The organism is Streptomyces cacaoi (genome assembly GCF_006539165.1).
In the GTDB taxonomy this organism is placed as follows: Bacteria; Actinomycetota; Actinomycetes; order Streptomycetales; family Streptomycetaceae; genus Streptomyces; species Streptomyces cacaoi.
In genome coordinates this window covers 23,204-41,227 of record NZ_BJMM01000051.1, presented here as the reverse complement: position 1 = coordinate 41,227, position 18,024 = coordinate 23,204, and the positions used below count along the sequence as shown (strand labels likewise).

General features: G+C 72.9%; 14 protein-coding genes. 10 read left to right on the top strand and 4 right to left on the bottom strand.

Annotated features, from left to right (window positions below; translation table 11 throughout):
- Positions 1 to 216: 216 nt before the first annotated feature.
- From SCA03_RS29725 to SCA03_RS29710, 4 genes are all read right to left on the bottom strand, one after another.
- Entirely contained in the window at positions 217 to 2,244 is a 2,028-nt protein-coding gene (locus SCA03_RS29725) for a thioredoxin domain-containing protein (RefSeq protein ID WP_086815035.1), read from the bottom strand.
- Positions 2,245 to 2,345: 101 nt separating this feature from the next.
- Positions 2,346 to 3,155: a thioesterase II family protein gene (locus tag SCA03_RS29720; RefSeq protein ID WP_141275756.1), complete on the bottom strand. Its 810-nt coding sequence runs from the start codon at positions 3,153 to 3,155 to the stop codon at positions 2,346 to 2,348.
- Between the two features lie 107 nt (positions 3,156 to 3,262).
- Positions 3,263 to 4,600: a hypothetical protein gene (locus SCA03_RS29715; RefSeq protein ID WP_030895561.1), complete on the bottom strand. Its 1,338-nt coding sequence runs from the start codon at positions 4,598 to 4,600 to the stop codon at positions 3,263 to 3,265.
- Between the two features lie 9 nt (positions 4,601 to 4,609).
- Positions 4,610 to 5,608, bottom strand: coding sequence for an ATP-grasp domain-containing protein (locus SCA03_RS29710; RefSeq protein WP_086817420.1), 999 nt, complete (start codon positions 5,606 to 5,608; stop codon positions 4,610 to 4,612).
- Between the two features lie 369 nt (positions 5,609 to 5,977).
- On the opposite strand from SCA03_RS29710, the gene SCA03_RS35350 reads away from it, so the two are divergent.
- The 10 genes from SCA03_RS35350 to SCA03_RS29670 all read left to right on the top strand — a co-directional run bounded on the left by SCA03_RS35350 (position 5,978) and on the right by SCA03_RS29670 (position 18,006).
- Positions 5,978 to 7,330 carry a DUF6002 family protein gene (locus SCA03_RS35350; protein WP_158102340.1) on the top strand — a complete coding sequence of 451 codons (1,353 nt, stop codon included), beginning with the start codon at positions 5,978 to 5,980 and terminating at the stop codon, positions 7,328 to 7,330.
- On the top strand, positions 7,327 to 9,180 hold the full coding sequence (locus tag SCA03_RS29705) for a non-ribosomal peptide synthetase (protein ID WP_158102339.1): 1,854 nt from the start codon (positions 7,327 to 7,329) through the stop codon (positions 9,178 to 9,180). Before SCA03_RS35350 ends, SCA03_RS29705 begins: the two co-directional genes overlap by 4 nt.
- A 21-nt stretch (positions 9,181 to 9,201) precedes the next feature.
- The gene (locus SCA03_RS29700; RefSeq protein ID WP_086817416.1) at positions 9,202 to 10,227 is read left to right on the top strand and encodes a TauD/TfdA family dioxygenase; all 1,026 of its coding nucleotides are present in this window, start codon (positions 9,202 to 9,204) and stop codon (positions 10,225 to 10,227) included.
- A gap of 112 nt (positions 10,228 to 10,339) precedes the next feature.
- On the top strand, positions 10,340 to 11,959 hold the full coding sequence (locus tag SCA03_RS29695; protein WP_230989000.1) for an MFS transporter: 1,620 nt from the start codon (positions 10,340 to 10,342) through the stop codon (positions 11,957 to 11,959).
- Positions 11,960 to 11,961: 2 nt separating this feature from the next.
- A complete protein-coding gene (locus tag SCA03_RS35345; protein WP_158102338.1) occupies positions 11,962 to 12,114 on the top strand; it encodes a hypothetical protein in 153 nt (50 codons plus the stop codon).
- Positions 12,107 to 13,345 carry a GNAT family N-acetyltransferase gene (locus SCA03_RS29690; RefSeq protein WP_141275754.1) on the top strand — a complete coding sequence of 413 codons (1,239 nt, stop codon included), beginning with the start codon at positions 12,107 to 12,109 and terminating at the stop codon, positions 13,343 to 13,345. Before SCA03_RS35345 ends, SCA03_RS29690 begins: the two co-directional genes overlap by 8 nt.
- 95 nt (positions 13,346 to 13,440) lie before the next feature.
- On the top strand, positions 13,441 to 14,088 hold the full coding sequence (locus SCA03_RS29685) for a methyltransferase (RefSeq protein WP_030888489.1): 648 nt from the start codon (positions 13,441 to 13,443) through the stop codon (positions 14,086 to 14,088).
- 293 nt (positions 14,089 to 14,381) lie between these two features.
- Positions 14,382 to 15,500 (top strand): 4-hydroxyphenylpyruvate dioxygenase, encoded by a 1,119-nt coding sequence (gene hppD / locus SCA03_RS29680; protein ID WP_086817412.1) that lies wholly within the window; start codon positions 14,382 to 14,384, stop codon positions 15,498 to 15,500.
- A complete protein-coding gene (locus SCA03_RS29675) occupies positions 15,497 to 16,687 on the top strand; it encodes an alpha-hydroxy acid oxidase (protein WP_086817411.1) in 1,191 nt (396 codons plus the stop codon). The genes hppD and SCA03_RS29675 overlap by 4 nt, the downstream gene beginning before the upstream one ends.
- Positions 16,684 to 18,006: an aminotransferase-like domain-containing protein gene (locus SCA03_RS29670; RefSeq protein ID WP_086817409.1), complete on the top strand. Its 1,323-nt coding sequence runs from the start codon at positions 16,684 to 16,686 to the stop codon at positions 18,004 to 18,006. Before SCA03_RS29675 ends, SCA03_RS29670 begins: the two co-directional genes overlap by 4 nt.
- Positions 18,007 to 18,024 lie beyond the last annotated feature (18 nt).

The window sequence follows — 18,024 nt, the reverse complement described above, 5'->3', positions numbered from 1 at the left end:
ACCGGAGGCGAAGCCCTGAAGGAAGAACGACGGCGACGGCGCGAAGGGCAGGGGGGAAGCCCCATACCGGAGGCGAAGCCCTGAAGGAGGGCGGCACGGCTGCGGCAGAAGGACAGGGCAGGGCAGGAGCGAAGCCCGAGAGAGACGGCGGGGGCCAAAAACCAGGCAGAAAGGGCGCAGCCAGGGAGGAGGAACGGCGACGGCGGAGCCGAGATCTCAGTGTCCGGCGCCCACCGCCGAGGCAACCCCCTCCACGTCCCCGACGGGCGCCGCACACACGAACCCCCGGCACACATACACCGCGGCCCGCCCGTCGACCAGCCCCCGATCCCGCAACAACGGCACCCGCCGATCGTCCGGCTCCCCCACGGCGACGACGGCCCCGGGCGCGACACCCAGCAAGGCGGCCCGGTGCAACGGGCCGCCGGCCCGCTCGCCGACGACGGCGACCTCCCGCGGCCCGTCGAGGAGCGCCTCACCGACGGCGAGCCCCCAGCCCAGGAACCGCGGCGCCCGCCCGGCGAGCGCACGGACGATCCCGAGGGCCCGCTCGGCGGCCTCCCGGTGCCGGTGCTCACCGGTGCAGGCGGCGTACGTCAGCAGCGCCCCGGCGGCGGCGGTCCAGCCGGACGGCACGGCGTTGTCCGTCGGGTCCTGCGGCCGGCGGATGAGCTGTTCGGCGTCGTCGGCGGTGTCGTAGAGCGTGCCGTCGTCGGCGGCGAACCGTTCCAGGACGGTCTCCAGCAGCCGGCCGGCCCGCTCCAGCCAGTCCGCCTCGCCGGTCACGGAGAACAGCGCGAGGTAGCCCTCGGCGGCGTCGGCGTAGTCCTCCAGCACTCCGGCGCTGGTACCGGCCGTCCCGTCGCGGGAGGTCCGCACGAGGCGCCGGCCGTCGTCAAAGGTGTGGACCTCGGCGAGCAGCCGGGCCGCGTCGCGCGCGGCGTCCACCAGATCGGGCCGCTCGAAGTAGGCGCCCGTCTCGGCGAGTGCGGCGACGGCGAGCCCGTTCCACGCGGTGACGACCTTGTCGTCCCGCTCCGGGCGGGGCCGGCCGGCACGCGCCTCGAACAGCCGGTCCCGGATCGCCTCGAACCGTCCGGCGTCCAGCAACGGCCGGTCGCGGTCGGGGAGTTGGAGGACGGAGGTGCCGTGCTCGAAGGTGCCGTCCTCGGTGACGCCGAACACCTCGGCGGCCAGCGCCCCGTCCTCCGCGCCGAGGACCTCGGCCAGCTGTGCGGGCGTCCACACGTAGTACGCGCCCTCGGCGCGGTGGCCGCTGCCGTCGTCGGAGTCGGCGTCGAGCGCGGAGGCGAACCCGCCCTGGGGCGTGCGCAGTTCGCGGACCAGGAAGTCCGCGGTCTCCAGCGCGGTGCGCCGGGCCTGCTCCTGCCCGGTGGACCGCCACAGATGGGCGTACACCCGCAGCAGCAGCGCGTTGTCGTAGAGCATCTTCTCGAAGTGCGGAACCTTCCACTCCGCGTCCACCGCGTAGCGGGCGAACCCCCCGCCGAGCTGGTCGTAGATGCCGCCCCGCGCCATCGCCTCGCACGTCGCCTGCACCATCTGCAAGGCGCCCTCGGACCCGGTGCGCGCGTGATGCCGCAGCAGGAACTCCAGCACCATGGACGGCGGGAACTTCGGCGCGCCGCCGAACCCGCCCCGCACGGCGTCGAACTCGCGGGTCAGCCCCAGCAGCGCCGCGCCCATCTCCTCCGCACCGGGCAGCTGCGGCGCGTCGTGGCGCAGGGTACGGCCGGCCAGCTCCTGAGTGATCCGCGCGGCCACGTCGTCGACCTCGCCCCGCCGCTCCTGCCACGCCTGCCGGACGCCCTCCAGGACCTGCCGGAAGGACGGCATGCCGTGCCGGGGCTCGGGCGGGAAGTACGTACCGAAGTAGAAGGGCCGCGCGTCCGGCGTGAGGAAGACGGTCATGGGCCAGCCCCCCTGCCCGGTGGCCGCCTGCACCGCCTCCATGTAGACCGCGTCGACGTCCGGCCGCTCCTCACGGTCCACCTTCACGGCCACGAAGGACGCGTTCAGCACCTCGGCCGTGCCCTCGTCCTCGAAGCTCTCGTGCGCCATGACGTGGCACCAGTGGCACGCGGCGTACCCGACCGACAGCAGCACGGGCACATCCCGCCGCCGGGCCTCCTCGAACGCCTCCGGTGTCCACGGCCACCAGTCGACGGGATTGTCGGCGTGCTGAAGCAGATAGGGCGAGGTCACGCCAGCCAGCCGGTTCATGCGCTCCAGGCTCTCACAGGGGCCGGTCCGGCCGGTGAAGTCCGCGCAGGGGCAGGGCTGGGCGGGGGCCGCCCGGCTGCTCAAGGAGTCCCCGTGCGCGCTCAGGGATGACGGGGCGGTGCGTCCGGGGGTGGGGGTGTGGGGGGGTGGGGGAGCAGGGTGGTGGTGAGGGTGTGGGCGAGGGTGGAGCGGTGGTGGGTGAGGAAGAAGTGGCCTCCGGCGTAGACGTGCATGTCGAAGGCGGCCGTGGTGTGCGGGGCCCAGGCGCGGACCTCGTCGAGCGTGGTCTTGGGGTCGCTGTCGCCGGTGAGGGCCGTGATCGGGCAGCGCAGCGGGGGGCCGGGGCGGTAGCGGTAGGTCTCGACGGCCTTGTAGTCGGCGCGGAGCGCGGGCAGCGTCAGGCGCAGCAGCTCTTCGTCGTCGAGGACGCTGCGGTCGGTGCCGCTCAGGAGGCGCACCTCGGCGAGGAGTGCCTCGTCGCCGAGCTGGTGCAGGGTCTCGTCGCGGTGGCGTGCGGGTGCCCGGCGGCCCGAGACGAACAGGTGCGCGGGGACGATTCCGGCGCGCTGTTCGAGGAGGCGGGCCACCTCGAAGGCGAGCGCGGCGCCCATGCTGTGGCCGAACAGCGCCAGCGGGCGGTCGGCGAGCGGGAGGACGGACTCGTAGATCTGCCGGGCCAGTTCGTCGATGCTCTCCACGCCCGGTTCCCGCCGGCGGTCCTGCCGTCCCGGGTACTGCACGGCGAGCACGTCGAGGTCCGCCGGGAGCGTCCGGGAGAGCGGGACGTAGAAGCTGGCCGTCCCGCCCGCGTGGGGCAGACACACCAGCCGGACGGCGCCGTCGGGCGCCGGGTGGAAGCGCCGCAGCCACAGCGCGTGCTGCCGGCTCCCGTGCAGTCCGGGCGTGGGCATTCGGGATCGGGCCCCCTTCGGTGTGCGGCGGCGTCTGATGTGTGCGCGGGTCCGGCCCGGCACCCGTCCTGCCGGGCGGCCCGGGCTGCGGCGGGCTGCGACGCGCTTCAGGGGCGCGCCGCGACGGCGATCGAGGGGAGGGCTCCGGTGCCCTGGACGCTGATGAGGCCGTCCCGGCCCGGGGGCAGATAGCGCACCAGGCAGCCGGCGGGCCGGTCGTCGAAGAGGAACGGGCTGAACAGGGGGAAGACCTCGTCCTCGTGGGTGCCGGAGCCGTCCTCGGCCGCGAGCTCCATCCGGCAGGGGACGGAGTCGAGGTGTTCCTGGGCGATCCAGCCGCCCGTGCGCACGGCGTGGGCCACCGCCTCGTGCCAGGTGGCGTCGTCGCTGAAGCGGCCGAAGACCACGCCGTGGCCGCCGAGTCCGAGGCCGGGCTTGAGGACGAACCTGCCGGGGTGTGCCAGCAGCAGGTCGGGGATCGACTTGGTGACGCCCCGCCACTCGGCCGGCCGGTCGCCCACGACCCTCGTCCAGGGCACATAGCGGTCGACGACGGCCCGGTCGTCGTCGGTCATCCAGGGCAGACCTTCCGAGATCCAGCCGAGCACCTGCTTGTTGGCGACGAGGTAGGCGCTCTGCGGGGCGAGGAGCACACAGCCGGCGTCGAGGGCCGCGCGTACCGGGGACAGGTCGAGGCCGATCCGGTTCCAGTCGTAGACGGTCAGATGGCGCAGTCCGAGCGCGTAGCGCGCGGCGCCCGGCAGTCCGAGGCCGTCGAGCAGGTCCTCGGGCTCGAAGAACTCGGCGCGCAGACCGTGGCGTCGCAGGACGTCGATCTGCACGTCGAAGTAGCGCGTGGTGCGGACCGCGTTCAGGTCGCGCAGGGTGCCGACCACCGCGACGGCCGGGGTGACGCCGAAGTCCCGTGCCGCGCGGGAGAAGAGCTCGGCGCGGGCGGTCAGCGGGTCGTATCCGGTGAAGGGCGCCCGGTCGGCGCCGCCGAACGCGGACTGCCAGGCCAGGGAGTGCACATGGGTCTCCACCGTCCCGCCGATGCCCGAACCGACGTTCATCTCCATCACCTTGGGACCCTCGGCGGTCACGGCGATGTCCGGACGGGCCATGCACGTCGCGTAGTCCTCTTCCCAGGGGCTGTCCACCCAGAGCGGGTAGTGCTCCTCGGACATGCCGAGCGCGGCCACCCGGCCCAGGGTGTCCGGGGCGCTGGTGAGCAGCGCCGTGCGCAGCAGGCCGAGGATGCGCCGGGTCGCGGTGAAGAGCTCCTCGTAGGACGGGCGCGGCAGGACGACGGGCCGCATCGAGCGGAGGTTCGCCGGATAGTCCAGGTCGTCCAGGGCGCGGTGCAGATGGTTCCTGAGCTCGGGTACCGGCATCCGCGTGGCGAGGGGGACTTCGTCGTTTCCGTACCAGTGGCGGGACGTCATGGCTGCCTCTCACCCCTTCTCGAAGGTGCGCTTGATCCAGCCGAAGAAGGCGTCGACGACCTGGCTGCGCTGGGGTTCCGGCAGCACCGTGAAGCCGGCGCCGGCCGTGCTCCACTCGTTGAGGACGGGCCCGTGCTCGGTCATCAGCCAGTCGATGCAGAGGTATTCCGCGCCCAGGCTCTCGGCGATGCGGCGGCACGCGCCCGCGACCTGGCGGTGGTCGTCGGTGGCGACAGCGCTGCCGCCCTGGCTGATGTTCGCGAGGTAGTCGCCCGGCCGGGGCCTGCGGGTCAGTGAGGTCACCACCTCGCCGTCGGCCACGTACACCCGCATGTCACCGGTGTGCGGGATGAAGGGCTGGACGATGTATCCGCCGGTGGCCTGGGCGACGATGTCGATCGCGGTGGTGAGCTGCCGCTCGGAGTCGACCTTGAGCACGGCGACGCCCATGCCCATCTCGCGGGGCTTGACGATGTAGGGCCCGTCGCCGAACGCGCGCACGGCCTCGGGGACCACGCTGCGGGCGTACCGGCCGAAGGGCACCGCGAGGGTTCCGGGCGTGGGAATTCCGAGCCCGGCGGCGTGCTGGAGGAGTGCGAGTTTGTCCCGCTCCAGATAATCCGGGCCCGCCATGGTGCGGTTGAGCAGCACGGAATCGCTGGCCTGGATGGTGCGGTAGATGGCCCGCAGGCCCTGGAGTCCCTGGGGGTCCTGGCTCTGGTCCTCGACGATGAAGCACTGCCGCTGCTCAAGAATGTCCGTGCCCCGGTGACGCAGTACGGGTTTTTCCAGGCAGGACGGTATGAGTTCGCCCGCTCTGAGCACCCGGAAATCGAAGTCGATGGTCGCGGCAGCCGCCGAGTAGCGCTCGTGGAGGCTCTTCTCGAAATCTGCGATCTGTCCCGGATCCAGATCCTCTGCCTGATAGATCCAGGTGATGAGGCCGGAACCGGAACGGCCGCCGGTTGCTTTGCGTGACTCTGAGGATTTCTCGCCCTGGATTGCCATGGTGCCTCTTCCTGACGCCGGTCGTGAAGTGCTGGAGAGGTGGAAGGCGGGATATGCGAAGTCCGTCACGTGGCCGAGGACATGCAACGCCAGCGGCCGTCGGGTGGGCAAGACCGGGGGGCAACTCGTCCGGATAGGCGTTCTTGCCCGCACACCCCTGCGGGCGTTACCGCCCCGTCATCCACCCGACATCGGTCGATATACGTCACATGGGCCCGTGGGGGTGCCGGGAGGGATGCGGCTCGTTTCAGCCGATGTGCAACCCGCCGCTATGTTTTGGATCCGGCCGCATGCATCATGGGCCCGGAGCAATTGCGGTGGGCAAGTGACGGATTCGGCACCAATAAGCGGCGCATGAATAGGATTCGCATGCTTCTTGAGAACGCCCTCTCCCACTATTACGAGCGTCTCGGCCCGGCAATGCGCCGGCTGTTCCCGGAAACCGCGGACGATTCCGGAAGCGCGTTCTCACCGGGTATCCAACTGCCGGAACCCACACCGGCGCTGAGGGCGTACTTCGCCGCCTCCGATCTCGCGCACCTCCCGCTGCGCGCCCACCGGGGCAGAAACCTCGCGCTCCTCGATCTGATGCGCAATCCGGCGACGATGACCACCAAGACCTTCGCCTCGCTGGTCATCGTGGCCCGCGCCGTCCGCTTCATCCAGGACACCGGCGAGCGGGTCACGATCGTCACCCCCTCCTCGGCCAACAAGGCCGTCGCCCTGCGTGACGCGGTGCTGCGGGCGATCACCCACGGGCTGGTGACGGCACAGCAGTTGAACGTGGTCGTGGTCGTGCCGGAGGCCGCCGTCCCGAAGATGCGCGAATCCGAGCTGTCCACCGACCCCGAGCTGCGGGCCCGCAACCCCGTCGCCGTCTACGCGGGGGACGAGCCCGGCACGGTGAAGGACCTCGCGCAGGGCGTCGTCGAGGAGCACGGCCGGCACATACGCAAGGCCGTGGGCACCAACCTCTGGTACACGCTGCAACTGGAGAACTACCTCGCGGCCGATGTGGTGCGTGCCTTCGCCGAGGCGGAGTTCTTCGCACCCGCGGCCGGCACGCCCCGCCTCCATGTGCACGCGGTGTCCAGCGCGTACGGCCTGCTCGGCCACGCCCGGGGCCGTGCGCTGCTGGAGGAGGAGCAGCCCGGGCGCGGGCCGGCGCCCCGGTACTTCCTCGTGCAGCACCTCGGTGCCCCGGACATGGTGCTCAGCCTCCACCACGGGTCGCCCGGCCCCGAGCACGCGCCCTCCTACGTCTACGACCCGAACTCCGGCCTCTACGGGCAGCAGCAGGACGAGCGCTTCCCCGCGCTCACCCACGACCCGCACGAGGTGCTCGACTCGACCTTCTACACCCGCAAGCCGGTCACCTCGCCGCGGATGAACGAGATCATCCGCGCGCAGGGCGGCGGCGGTCTCGTCGTCTCCCTGCACGAGTGCCTGGAGCGCTACCCCCTGGTCCGCGCGGTGCTCGGCGAGGCCGGGGTGGCGCTGCCGGCCGACCCGCGCGCGGTGCGCGAGTGGTCGCTGGTCATGGCGATGACCGGGGTCCTCAACGCCATCGACCGCGGCCTCGTCGACGAGCGGGACATCCTCGTGCACGGCTCGGGCAGCTATGCGGCCGGGGACTACGTCCCGCTCTCGGTCCGGGACATGTGGCCGGTCGAGGACAGGGCGTCGCTGGGCGACGTCGTCGTCAAGGCCTCGGGCCTGTGACCGCCCCGGGGCCCGGGCCGGCCGCCCTCGTCGTCGACGCGTTCGAGGCGCAGGCCGGGCGGACGCCGGACGCTCCCGCGGTGGTCTCGGACGGTGCCGAGCTCTCCTACGGCGAGCTGAACGCGCACGCCAACCGGCTGGCCCGGCTGCTGATCTCACGCGGCATCGGGCCCGAGGACGTCGTCGCCGTCGCGCTGGAGCGCAGCCCCGGGCTGCTGGTGGCCGTGTACGCGGTGCTCAAGGCGGGCGCCGCCTATCTGCCGGTGGACCCCCGGTACCCGGCCGACCGCGTCCGAACGCTCCTCACGGACGCGCTGCCCGCCTGTGTGCTGACCGACGCGTCGCCCGGCGCGCCCGCCGGGATGCCCGTCCCGGCGGGGTCCGGTACCGGGGCGGCCGAGGTCCTGCGCCCGGACTCCCCCGCCGTCCGCGGCGCGCTCGCGCGGCTGTCGGCACAGGACGTCACGGACGCGGAGCGGCGCGGCCCCCTGCGGCCGGGGAACGCCGCCTACGTCCTCTACACCTCCGGGTCGACGGGCCGGCCCAAGGGCGTGGTGGTCGGCCACCGGGCGCTCGGCGGCTATCTGCGCTGGGCCCGGGAGAGCTATCCGGGCCTGCGCGGGGCCGCTGTCCTGCACTCCTCGGTCTCCTTCGACCTCACCGTGACCACGCTGTTCGGCCCGCTCCTCTGCGGCGGCACCCTCTACCTGGGCGATCTGGACGGCCTCGACCCGAGGTTGTGGCGGGCCGGACGGGCCGCTCCGACGTTCCTCAAGGTCACACCGAGCCATCTGCCGCTGCTGGCCGAGACGCCCCGGGACGCGCTGCTGGACGGCGAGTTGGTGGTCGGCGGGGAGCAGCTGCGGGGCGCGTCGCTGGCCCGGTTCCGCCACCGGCGCCCGCGGGTCGCGGTCGTCAACGAGTACGGCCCCACCGAGGCCACCGTCGGCTGTGTGGTGCACCGGGTGGCGCCCGGCGAAGACCCCGGTACGGGCGCGGTGCCGATCGGCGCCCCGCGCGGGGACACCCGCGCCCGTGTGCTGGACGGCCGGCTCCGCCCGGTGGCCGCCGGGACATCCGGTGAGCTGTACCTCGCGGGCGAGCAGCTCGCCCGGGGCTATCTCGGGCAACCCGGCCTGACGGCCGAGCGGTTCGTGGCCGACCCGTACGGGCCGCCCGGTGCGCGGATGTACCGCACGGGCGATCTCGTACGGCGGAGGTCCGACGGGCTCCTGGAGTTCCTCGGCAGGACCGACGGCCAGCTCAAGATCCGCTCCTACCGGATCGAACCGGGCGAGGTGGAAAGCTGCCTGGCCGACGGGCCGGGCGTGGGCCAGGTCTGCGTCGTCGCCGCCGACGGCCCCGCGGGCGCGCGCCTCGTCGCCTACGCGGCGCCGGACGCGGACACCACCGTGCTCGATGTCCACCGGCTGCACGAGCATGTGGCGGACCGGCTTCCGCGGTACATGTGCCCGGCGGACATCGTCGTCCTGGACCGGCTGCCGCTGACCGTCAACGGCAAGGTGGACCGGGCGGCGCTCCCGCCGCCTCCCGGGCCCGGCACCGGACCGGCCGCACCCGGAACGGCGCCGGAGGCGGCCGGTCCGGCCACGGAGCCGGAGCGGGTGCTCACCGGGATCTGCCGCGAGCTGCTCCAGCTCGACACGGTGTCCGTGACGGACAACTTCTTCGCCGTGGGGGGCGATTCCCTCCTCGCCATCCAGCTCGCCGCGCGGGCCCGGCGTGCCGGGTACGCGCTGACCCCCACCGATGTCTACCGCAGCGAGACCATCCGCGCCCTCGCCGCCGTCGCCGAGGGCCCGACGACACCCGTGCGTGCCAACCACTGAACGTCGGAGGGAGAACGGGCCATGCACACGGAACCACCGCAGTATCCGGCCGCGCTCGGGGAGTGCTCCGGCCGTGTCGCGGGCAGCGCGCACACCCGTGTCCTCGTGTACGAGCCCGGCCCGGCCGGACTGCGCACCAGCCGGTGGGTGACCGAGCACCGGGCGCAGCTCGTCGACGCGCTCGACCGGTCCGGGGCCGTGCTCGTGCGGCGCGCGATCGACAGCCCCGGGGCGCTCGACGAGGTGGCCGCGTGCGTGGGCGGTGAACTGCTCGACTACACCGAGCGGTCCACGCCGCGCAGCCGGGTCGGCGGCCATGTCTACACCTCCACCGAGTATCCGGCCGCGCAGACGATCGTGCAGCACAACGAGAGCGCGTACGCCCGCAGTTACCCCCGCTGGCTCTTCTTCGCCGCGCTGGAGACCGCCGCGACCGGGGGCGAGACGCCGCTGGCCGACAGCCGGGCGATGGTCCGGCAGCTGCCGCGGGAACTGGTGGACCGCTTCCGGGAGAAGGGCGTCCGCTACTCCCGCACCTACCGCGAGGGCATGGGCCTGACCTGGCAGGAGGCGTTCCAGACCGACGATCCGCTCCAGGTGGAGCGGTACTGCGAGGAACACGGCATCGAGCACGCATGGACGGCGGACGCGCTGCGCACCCGGCAGTACGGCCCGGCCCTGATCGCCCATCCGCACACCGGAGAGGAGTCCTGGTTCAACCAGGCCCACCTCTTCCATTCCTCGAATCTCCCGCGCGAGGTCACCGAAGCGCTCGCCGAGTTGTACCCGGCGGAGGACATGCCGCGCGCCGCCCACTTCGGGGACGGCACGGAGATCCCGGACGAGGACATGGACCGGATACGGGCGGCATACGACGCGTGTTCCTTCGCATTTCCCTGGGAGCGGGGCGATCTGCTGCTCGTCAACAATCTCCTGGTATCGCACGGCCGGCGCCCCTACACCGGAAACCGCCGGACGCTGGTCGCGATGGCGGAAAAGGTATCGACACGCCGCACCGGCCCCGGTTCCTACGTCTTCGACCTGTAATCCGGCGTGCTTGACAGACAAGGGTGCACCGTGTCTACAACTTCTCATGACTGCCTCATCACCTGATCCGGCGCACAGCCAGGCGGTGACCGAAAAACTTCCGCTGCGCAGGATGCACAATTTCCGGAACCTCTGGCTGTCCCGGGTGCTTTCCGTATTCGGCTCGTCCGTCACGCTCGTGGCCCTGCCGGTACTGGTGTACCAGGAGACGAGATCCCCCTTTCTCGTTTCTCTGGTGGCCGCCGGCGAGACCTTGCCCTATGTGTTCTTCGGGCTTCTCGCCGGCGCCGTCGCCGACCGGGTGCACCGCCGCCGTCTCATGGTCGCCGCCGACCTGCTCAACTGCGTCTGCCTCGGCAGCGTGCCCCTCGCCGCGGCGCTGGGCGTGCTGACGATCGGCCACACCCTCGCGGCGGCGTTCCTGTCCTCCACGCTGTACATCTTCTTCGACGCCGCCGGATACGGGCTGATCCCCGCGGCCGTGGGCCGCGACCGGCTCTCCGAGGCCAACAGTGCGCTGTGGGGCGGCGAGACGGCCGTGCGGATCGCGGGCACGGCGCTGGCGGGCGCGCTGATCGCGGTCACCAGCGCCTCCGGCGCGCTCGCGCTGGACGCGCTGTCGTTCCTCGCGTCGGCGCTGCTGATCCGGGCCATCGTCTACACCCCGGCCCGCCGGGGCGACGGGGCGGGGGAACGGCCCGGCCTGGTGGCGTCCATCGGCGAGGGGCTGCGCTTCCTGTGGGGCCACCGGGTGCTGCGCACCATGACCTTCGCCGGCAGCCTCCAGTCCTTCGCCGGCGGTGCCTTCCTCGGCCAGCTCGTCGTCTTCGCCGACCGTGCGCTGGGCATCGGCGCCTCGGACGCCCGGATCGGTCTGCTGTTCACCTCGTGGAGCGCCGGCGGCATCCTCGGCTCGCTGCTGCTGCCACGGCTGCGGCGCCGGACCAGCGCACTGCGGATCATGCTGGTCGCGCTGCCGGCGAGCACCCTGCTCGGCCTCTCGGCCGTGCTGGCCACCGACTGGCGCGTCGCCCTGGTCGCGATCGCCGCATGGGGCTCGACCTATCTGATGGTCATCGTCAACACCATGACCTACGCGCAGGAGGTCACCCCGGAGGAACTCCAGGGCCGGGTGAACACGACCCGGCGCATGCTCTCCTCCGGACTCGGGGTGCCGCTGGGCGCGATGGTCGCGAGTGCGGTGACGGTCGCCTTCGACGTACGTGCGGGAATGCTCCTGGCGGTGGCCGCGATCGCCCTGGCGGCGGTGCTCGTGTGGGCCACCTCCGGCAGCGCGCTGCGAAAGGGAGAAATCCCGTCCGACTCCGCATTCCCGCCGGCCGCCGCCTCGTCCGGCGCCGCGGGGAAAAGCACGATAGAGGTGTGGCACCACCTTTCCTGCCCGGCCAGCCGGCGCATTCGGGAAAGCCTGGAGAAAGCCGGTCTCGACTACCGGTCCCGCGAATATCTGGAGAACGCGCCGGACGCCGCCGAGATCGACGCGCTGCTGCGGCGCCTTCGGGCGGAGCCCTGGGACGTGGTGCGTATGCACGAACCCGTGGCGGACCGGCTCGGTCTCGGCACCTGGCCGCACGACCGGCAGCGCTGGATCGACGCGCTGGCGCAGCACCCCTCTCTGCTGCAACGCCCGATCGTCATCCGGGGCGACGGAAAGGCAGCCGTGGTGGCGTCCCCGGAAATCCTGGAAGAGTTCCTTTCGGAAAAGGAGTGAGCATGAGTGCGCCCGCCGTCGGCGAGATCCGTGCCGTTCCCGTACCGGGCACGTGCGGTGCGGTGACCGAGCAGCTCACCCGAGGGGAGAGCGGCCGGCCGCTCCGCCTGCTCTCCCGCGAGGGCGCACCGGCCACGGAGCCGTCCGATGTCTGAACCCCGAGCGATACCCGGAACCCGCGCACCGGAGGCTCCGGGCAACTCCCCCGGAGCTGCTGCCCCCGGCACGCCCGGCACCTCCGGCGGCCGGCGTGCCGTGAGCCGGGTCGGACCGCTGCGGCGGCTGCGGCTGCACGCCGGATACCGGTTGCGCAACAGCGGCAGCCCGCTGCTCACCCGCTCGCGCACACGCTGGGAGAGCCGCGACGGCGCCGCCTTCCCCGCGGTGGTCTCCCACATGGGAGGCATGTCGGTCGCCTACGCCGGACTGCCCGAAGGGCTGCGCTACACCCTGGAGTTCACGGAGCTGCAACGGGAGGGGGACGGCGTCCCGGCGGCGGAACGGGCCCGGGAGACGGTGCGCGGGCACCGGCTGGCCGATCCGGCGCAACTGCCGGACGCGGACCTCGTCATCGTCGGCACCAGCGCGGCCAAGGCGCGGCGACTGCCCGCCGCGGCGTCCCTGGTGTGCCCCATGCGGTTCCACTTCGTGGTGGACATCGACGCCGACGCCGAAACCCTCCACAGACGCGTATCGCGCCGCGAGCGCGCACAGTACCTGCGCAACCAGCGCCTGGCGCAGTGGACCTGGGAGACGGAGAACGACCCGGAGCTGTTCGACTTCTTCTACGACCGCATCTACCGGCCGACCATGCGGCAGAGCCACGGCGACCGAGAACGGGTCGAGGAGAAGGAGGCGTCCCATGAATGCCTTTTCAGGACGGGCCGGCTGTTCTTCCTCCGCCAGGGCGGCGCCCGCATCGGCGGCGCGCTCTGCCACTGGAACCCGTCGGCGAAGGTGCTGACGCTCCGGCTCTTCGGCGTACTGGACGGGGACACGGAGCACTACGCGAGCGGAGCCCTCGGCGCGGTCTTCCACTTCCTCATCCTGTGGTCGGCCGAGAACGGCGTACGGCGGCTGGACTTCGGCGGGACGGAGCCCTTTCTCAGCAAGGGGACCTTCCAGTGGAAACGCCGTTTCGGCACCCGCATCGTGCTGCCGCCGAACCACTTCGGGGAGAAGCGGCTCTGGCTCCAGGTGCGGCGCGACTCGCCGGCCGTACGCGACTTCCTGGTGGCCAATCCGGTCCTCGCCGAGGCCCCGGACGGTTCCCTGGAAGCGGTCTATTTCCACGACCGGGACCGCCCCGCCCGGGTCGGACTGTCGGCGAAGTCGCCCGACAAGTACCCCGTGCGCCACGTCGAGTTGGACGCGTTCCTGGGGTGAGGCACGAGCGTTCCGTACCAGGCGGCGGACGGTGGGAAAGGGACCGGTCCGCAGTCGCCGAATCCGGCCCGTCCCGAATGGCTGAGGGAGAATCCGTGACGCCGTACCGCCATGTCACCGTCGGAGACATCCGGGTGTCCTACACCCCCGAACTCGACGGCGGAGGAGCAGAGTTCGGGCAGGCTTTCGTCCCGTTCGTACGCGCACACCTCGGCCCCGTCGACCGCCTTCTGGAGTGGTGCGCGGGGCCCGGGTTCATCGGTTTCTCCCTGCTCTCCGCCGGACTGTGCACCCGGCTCGACCTGGCGGACGTCAACGCGGACACCGGGCCGCTCGTCCGGGACACGGTGCGGGCCAACGGCCTGCACGGGCGGGCTGTGGGCCACATATCGGACTGCTTCGCGCAGATACCGCGGGAGCTGCGCTGGGATCTGGTCGTCGGGAATCCGCCGCACGTCAACTCCGAGGACGCGGAGACCGATTACCGGCGCCGGCACCCCCGGCTGATCTGGCAGGACAGCGACTGGGCCGTCCACCGGCGCTTCTACCGGCAGGTGCCGGGCCGGCTGCGGCCCGGCGGGAACGTCGTCCTCCAGGAGAACCACCGGTTCTCCTCCCCCGAGGACTTCAAGGGCCTCGTCGAGGACGCCGGGCTCGAACACGTCGGTGTCTTCGACTGCGGCCCCGGCCTGGAGGACTACTACTTCGTGTGGTCCCGGCTGCCCGCGGGCGCACGGTCGTGACCGCCACGGCCGCCGGCCCGGCCCACGACACCCGTCGGGCGCCGGTCCGGCACGGCTTCGGGCCGTACTTCGCCGCCCCCGTGCGGCATCCTCGCGCCGCTCAACGCCTCCGGGCGCACCCCGCCGCCTGCCGCAGCCCGGCCTTCCTGCGCCCCGTCCTCAGCACGCCCGACCTTCCGCCGCCGCCCCGCGCCGCCGTCCCCCTCGGCCGGCACGCGCGCCGGTCCGGCGCGTACGCCGCCGCCGCGGCCGGCCGCAGGCGATCCCCCCTACCGAGTTGAGACGAGGAACCCATGCCCACCTCATCGTCGAACGGCGTCCCCCGCGCACCGGAACCCGCCCTGGAACTCGACTACGTGGAGATGTACGTCGGAGACCTCGACGCCGCCACCGCCGACTGGACCGGGCGCTACGCCTTCACCCGGGTGGCGGCGGCGGGCTCGGCGCAGCAGGGCTTCCGCAGCGTGCAGTTGCGGCAGGGAGACATCTCCCTGGTGCTGACCGAGGGCACCGCGCCCGGCCATCCGGCCGCCGGCTACGTCGAGGCGCACGGCGACGGCGTCGCGGACATCGCCCTGCGCTGCGCCGATGTCCGCACCGCCTTCGCCGCCGCCGTCCGGCGGGGCGCCAGACCGGTCGCCGAACCGGCGCGGCACCCGGGCGGGGTCGTGACGGCGGCCGTCGGCACCTTCGGCGACGTCGTGCACACCCTCGTCGAGCGGGCACCGGGCGGCGAGCCGGGCCGGCCGGTGGGGTTCCGGGCCCTGCCGGCGGCGGACGCCCGGCCCGGCGCCGCGGACGATCCGGCGCTCCTGGACGTCGACCACTTCGCGGTGTGCGTCGGCGTCGGCGAACTCGACCGCACCATCGCCTTCTACGAGCAGGCGCTCGGCTTCCACGAGGCGTTCGAGGAACACATCGTCGTCGGCGAGCAGGCGATGCTCTCCAAAGTCGTCCGCAGCGCGGTCGGCGGCGTCACGTTCACGGTGATCGCGCCGGACCCGACGGCCGAGCCGGGCCAGATAGACGAGTTCCTCGCCGGCCACGCCGGGGCCGGGATCCAGCACATCGCCCTGCGGACCGACGACGCGGTACGGGCCGTGCGGGCGCTGGGCCGGCGGGGCGTCGACTTCCTGACGACCCCCGGCGCCTACTACGACGCGCTGGCCGACCGGATCGCGCCCCGCGGACACACCGGCGCCGAACTGCGCGAGCTGGGGCTCCTGGTGGACGAGGACCACGCCGGCCAGCTCTTCCAGATCTTCACCCGCTCCGAACACCCCCGGCGGACCCTGTTCTTCGAGGTGATCGAACGCGTCGGCGCCCGCACCTTCGGCAGCGCGAACATCAAGGCCCTGTACGAGGCCGTCGAGGTCGAGCGGCTGCGCGAGCACAGCGGGGCGCACCGATGACCGGTGGCGGCGCGCACACCGCCTCCCCCGCGCCCGCGGGCGAGGCGCCCACGCCGTGGCGGGACGCGGTGTGCCTGGCCGACGTCGAACGCCTCGCCGCAGCCGAACTCCCCGCTGATGTACGGGACTTCATCGGCGGCGGCAGCGGCGCGGAGCTGACCCTCGCGGCCAACCGTGCCGCGCTGGACCGGATCCATCTGCTGCCCCGCGTGCTGCGCGACGTCTCCGGGTGCCGCAGCTCGGCCACCCTGCTCGGCAGGCCGGTGTCCATGCCGGTGGCGGTCGCGCCCATGGGCTACCACCGGCTCGTCCACCCCGACGGGGAGAGCGCCGGCGCGCGGGCCGCCGCGCGGGCGGGTATCCCCTTCACCGCCGCCATGCTGAGCAGCCGGCCGGTCGAGCGGATCGCCGAGGCCGGCGCCGACACCTGGTTCCAGCTCTACTGGCTGCGCGACCGCGAGAAGACCCTGGGGCTGGTCCGCCGCGCCGAGGAGGCGGGCTGCACGGCGCTCGTGCTCACCGCCGACGTGCCGTGGATGGGGCGCCGGCTGCGCGACGTACGCAACCGGTTCGCCCTGCCCGCCGAGGTGACGGCCGCCCACCTGTCCGCGTCCGACGGGGCCACGGCGCACCGCGGCGGCTCGGCCGGCTCGGCGCTGGCCGCGCACACCGGAGAGGCGTTCTCACCGGCCGTGAGCTGGGCCGACGTGGAGCGGCTGCGGGCGTTCACGCGGCTGCCGCTGGTCGTCAAGGGAGTGCTGGACCCGGCCGACGCGCGCCGCGCCGAGGAGTGCGGCGCCGACGCCGTGGTGGTCTCCAACCACGGCGGACGCCAGCTCGACGGCGCCGTGCCCAGCATCGACGCACTGCCCGCGGTGCGCCGGGCGGTCGGCACCGGCTGCCAGGTGCTGCTCGACAGCGGGATCCGCTCGGGCCTCGACGTCCTCAAGGCCCTCGCCCTGGGCGCGGACGGCGTGCTCCTCGGCCGCCCGGTGCTCTGGGGCCTGGCCGCGGGCGGGGCGGCCGGTGTGGAACACGTCCTGCGCCTGCTGGCCACCGAACTGCACACGGCGCTGGGGCTGGCGGGCTGTGCCCGCGTCGCCGACGCGGCACGGCTGGGCACGGCCGGCGCCCCGGAACGGCCCCGGCGGACCGCCACCGGACACGAGGAAAGCGATCACCGATGACCGCCACACCGCCCCCGGAAACCGGACCTGTGGAACTGGACGTCGCGGGCCTGCACACGAGCCTGCGGGACCCGGCCCTGGAGTCCATGAACTTCCTCAACGAGATCGCGGGACGTTACCCCGACGCCGTCTCGTTCGCCCCCGGCCGGCCGTACGAAGGCTTCTTCGAGGTCGAGCAGGTCCACACGTACCTGCGCCGCTACGAGCGCTATCTGGCGGACGAGCGGCGGCTGCCGCCCGACGAGGTGCGGCGCGCGCTGTTCCAGTACGGCCGCACCAAGGGCATCGTGCACGAGGTCGTCGCCCGCTGTCTGGAGGTGGACGAGGGCATCCACGCCGACCCGGAGGCACTCGTCCTCACCGTGGGCTGCCAGGAGGCGATGTACCTGGTGCTGCGGGCGCTGCGCGCCGACGCGCGGGACGCGGTGCTGGCCGTCGCCCCGGCGTACGTCGGACTCGTGGGCGCCGCGCGCCTGGTGGACATGGAGGTGCTGCCCGTCGCCTCGGCGCCCAACGGCGTGGACCTCGACGACCTGACGGCCGCGCTCTCCCGCGCGCGCCGTGCGGGGCTGCGGCCCAGGGCCTGCTATCTGGTGCCGGACTTCTCGAACCCGACCGGGGTCAGCCTGGACCTTCCGACGCGGCGCGCGCTCCTCGAACTCGCCGCGCGGGAGGGCCTGTTGCTTCTGGAGGACAACCCGTACGGGGTGTTCGACGCCACCGGCGAGCGGCTGCCGACGCTGAAGTCCCTGGACACCACGGGCCAGGTCGTCTACCTCGGCTCGTTCGCGAAGACCGGCTTCCCCGGCGCGCGGCTCGGCTTCGCCGTCGCCGACCAGCGCGTACGGACCGCCGACGGGCGGACCGGGCTCTTCGCCGACGAGCTGTCGAAGGTCAAGAGCATGGTGACCGTGAACACCCCGGCCCTCTCGCAGGCCGTCATCGCCGGCAAACTGCTGGAACACGGGTACAGCCTGGAGAAGGCCAACCGGCGCGAGATCGAGGTGTACCGGGACAACCTCCGCCGGATGCTCGACGGGCTGGCCCGGCGCTTCCCCGCGGGCAGTCGGCCCCGGGTCGCCTGGAACACGCCCGGCGGGGGCTTCTTCCTGGTCGTCACGGTCCCGTTCCGCGGCGACGACGCCCTCCTGGAACACTCCGCCAGGGAACACGGCGTCCTGTGGACCCCCATGCGCCACTTCTACGAGGGCGAATCGGCCGCCGACCGGATCCGCCTCTCCTTCAGCCAGGTCACACCGGAACAGATCGAACTGGGCCTGGACCGGCTGGCGGCGCTGATCCGGGAACAGGCCGGCTGACCGTCGCGGCGCCGCCGG

Coding starts and splice junctions, on each gene's coding strand:
- SCA03_RS29690 (WP_141275754.1), top strand. CDS start 12,107: ATGTCTGAACCCCGAGCGATACCCGGAACCCGCGCACCGGAGGCTCCG.
- SCA03_RS29695 (WP_230989000.1), top strand. CDS start 10,340: ATGCACAATTTCCGGAACCTCTGGCTGTCCCGGGTGCTTTCCGTATTC.
- SCA03_RS29720 (WP_141275756.1), bottom strand. CDS start 3,155: ATGCCCACGCCCGGACTGCACGGGAGCCGGCAGCACGCGCTGTGGCTG.
- hppD (WP_086817412.1), top strand. CDS start 14,382: ATGCCCACCTCATCGTCGAACGGCGTCCCCCGCGCACCGGAACCCGCC.
- SCA03_RS29700 (WP_086817416.1), top strand. CDS start 9,202: ATGCACACGGAACCACCGCAGTATCCGGCCGCGCTCGGGGAGTGCTCC.
- SCA03_RS35345 (WP_158102338.1), top strand. CDS start 11,962: ATGAGTGCGCCCGCCGTCGGCGAGATCCGTGCCGTTCCCGTACCGGGC.
- SCA03_RS29715 (WP_030895561.1), bottom strand. CDS start 4,600: ATGACGTCCCGCCACTGGTACGGAAACGACGAAGTCCCCCTCGCCACG.
- SCA03_RS35350 (WP_158102340.1), top strand. CDS start 5,978: ATGCTTCTTGAGAACGCCCTCTCCCACTATTACGAGCGTCTCGGCCCG.
- SCA03_RS29710 (WP_086817420.1), bottom strand. CDS start 5,608: ATGGCAATCCAGGGCGAGAAATCCTCAGAGTCACGCAAAGCAACCGGC.
- SCA03_RS29670 (WP_086817409.1), top strand. CDS start 16,684: ATGACCGCCACACCGCCCCCGGAAACCGGACCTGTGGAACTGGACGTC.
- SCA03_RS29675 (WP_086817411.1), top strand. CDS start 15,497: ATGACCGGTGGCGGCGCGCACACCGCCTCCCCCGCGCCCGCGGGCGAG.
- SCA03_RS29725 (WP_086815035.1), bottom strand. CDS start 2,244: ATGAACCGGCTGGCTGGCGTGACCTCGCCCTATCTGCTTCAGCACGCC.